This is a genomic window from Pseudoalteromonas sp. H71 (genome assembly GCF_001468485.1).
In the GTDB taxonomy this organism is placed as follows: Bacteria; Pseudomonadota; Gammaproteobacteria; order Enterobacterales; family Alteromonadaceae; genus Pseudoalteromonas.
The window spans coordinates 1-1,530 of record NZ_LODI01000040.1; the positions used below are offsets into that span (position 1 = coordinate 1).

General features: G+C 37.5%; 2 protein-coding genes. One reads left to right on the forward strand and one right to left on the reverse strand.

Annotated features, from left to right (window positions below; all coding sequences use genetic code 11):
• Positions 1–180 precede the first annotated feature (180 nt).
• Positions 181–303 carry a hypothetical protein gene (locus tag ATS71_RS19340; protein ID WP_268801455.1) on the reverse strand — a complete coding sequence of 41 codons (123 nt, stop codon included), beginning with the start codon at positions 301–303 and terminating at the stop codon, positions 181–183.
• A 351-nt stretch (positions 304–654) separates the two neighbouring features.
• Here ATS71_RS19340 and ATS71_RS14380 point away from each other — a divergent pair, with 351 nt between their 5' ends.
• Positions 655–1,290: a methyltransferase family protein gene (locus ATS71_RS14380; protein WP_058405449.1), complete on the forward strand. Its 636-nt coding sequence runs from the start codon at positions 655–657 to the stop codon at positions 1,288–1,290.
• The last annotated feature ends 240 nt before the right edge of the window (positions 1,291–1,530 follow it).

Sequence of the window (1,530 nt, forward strand, 5' to 3'; positions counted from 1 at the left end):
GTCTGTAAAATGTGCTTTTTTCATAATTTTCTCCTGTGTTTACAATAAGAGAAAATTCTACGCTTGGCTTCTATTATTTTTCGGGGGGATTACCCACCGACTTCAAATACAAGAAAGCACGATTCAAAAGAGTCGGGCTTTTTTACGTCTATAGAAAAGTAATATTCAGCATTTTCCTCTTTAAAGCGGAGCGTCTCTTGAGCGAAGCGCCTCTTTGTGAACAATGTTTTGGCTATCCAATGCATTGGCCATGATAGTAACCCATTCCACTGTGACCTTCCAACGCTGTGGGCACTTCGGCATTGCAAGGCTCCAAATAAGAAAAACCCGTTACAGCAATGTGACGGGTTGTTTGTTGTTTAAGGTTTTTCATGCCGAGCCCAGTAATCAAACGAAACAGCGAAAGGTGAATCTCCGCAAGGCTGTACTAACACAATAATGGTGTTGTTATTTTACAGCTTTATTTTCCCATGTAATTACTTAAGGAGCGTAATAATATAAAAAAAATACTAGCGATTTAATAAAGCGTAGTGATTAATATGTACTTGCTATAAAAGTAAGTTTTTGTAGATTTTGTTTAACTTTACTTGTTAATAAGCCTTATGGGCTTTATGCTCTTCTTTCGTTAACGCTTTTACTCATTCAGGGTCTTCTATGCCTTTCTCCTTACTTATTGATGACTCATCTTCTTTAATAGAGTTTACTCGTATTTATCTTGCTTTGTTTTATACCTTTGTAGCTGGTTTTTATACATTTAGAATTATTTATGTGACACGTACTTCTAAAGAAAGCATTGTTTTTCCTGGAGTTAAGTATTGTGCAAGTTGGTGGAATCACACTGCGTTTAAGTTTTTTAGGGCGTTAATATGGTTTATTTGTGTATTGCGGGTGTTTATACCATCGCTTGATAATTACCTAGGTGTTTTTACTGGTCTGAATGGCTGGCCTGGCGTTATGTTTGGTAATGCGCTGCTTACAGCTGGGTTTGCTTTGTCAATGATAGTTCATTTTAATATGGCCTCACTATGGCGCTCAGGAGTTGATCCAAACGGTCCACGGATACTAAAAACAAAAGGACTCTATCAGTTTTCAAGAAACCCTATGTACTTGGGTGTTGTAGCAGCTCAAATAGGGTTTTTCTTAGCATTACCGAGTATATTTAGTTTGGTATGTTTAATAGTTGGAGTTGTAGCTATTCACAGGCAAACATTGGTAGAAGAAAAGCATTTATCCGAGAGCTTTACTGCTGAGTATAAGCAATATTCGCAGCTTGTACCCCGCTGGTTTTAGAGAGTGCTTATTTATCGATAAAATATTTAACAAATTCTTGTCTTGATACCGGTGTTTTTCAAGTTAGTTGTCGCATCAAGTTAAATTTTATGCCGCCCGCACTTCTTCTTTTTTCTCTGGATTCAAATTTACTTCCTTGATCATCGTCCAATCTCTAGACTTTCCTGACCAACGACTTGGATTCTGTAATTTCGCCATTTCATTAACCCGATGGCGCTTCGCTAGGATCGCTTTATCTAA

Bases quoted from the DNA above. Each gene is read 5' to 3' on its own strand.
- ATS71_RS14380 (WP_058405449.1), top strand. From the start codon at position 655: ATGCCTTTCTCCTTACTTATTGATGACTCATCTTCTTTAATAGAGTTT.
- ATS71_RS19340 (WP_268801455.1), bottom strand. From the start codon at position 303: ATGCCGAAGTGCCCACAGCGTTGGAAGGTCACAGTGGAATGGGTTACT.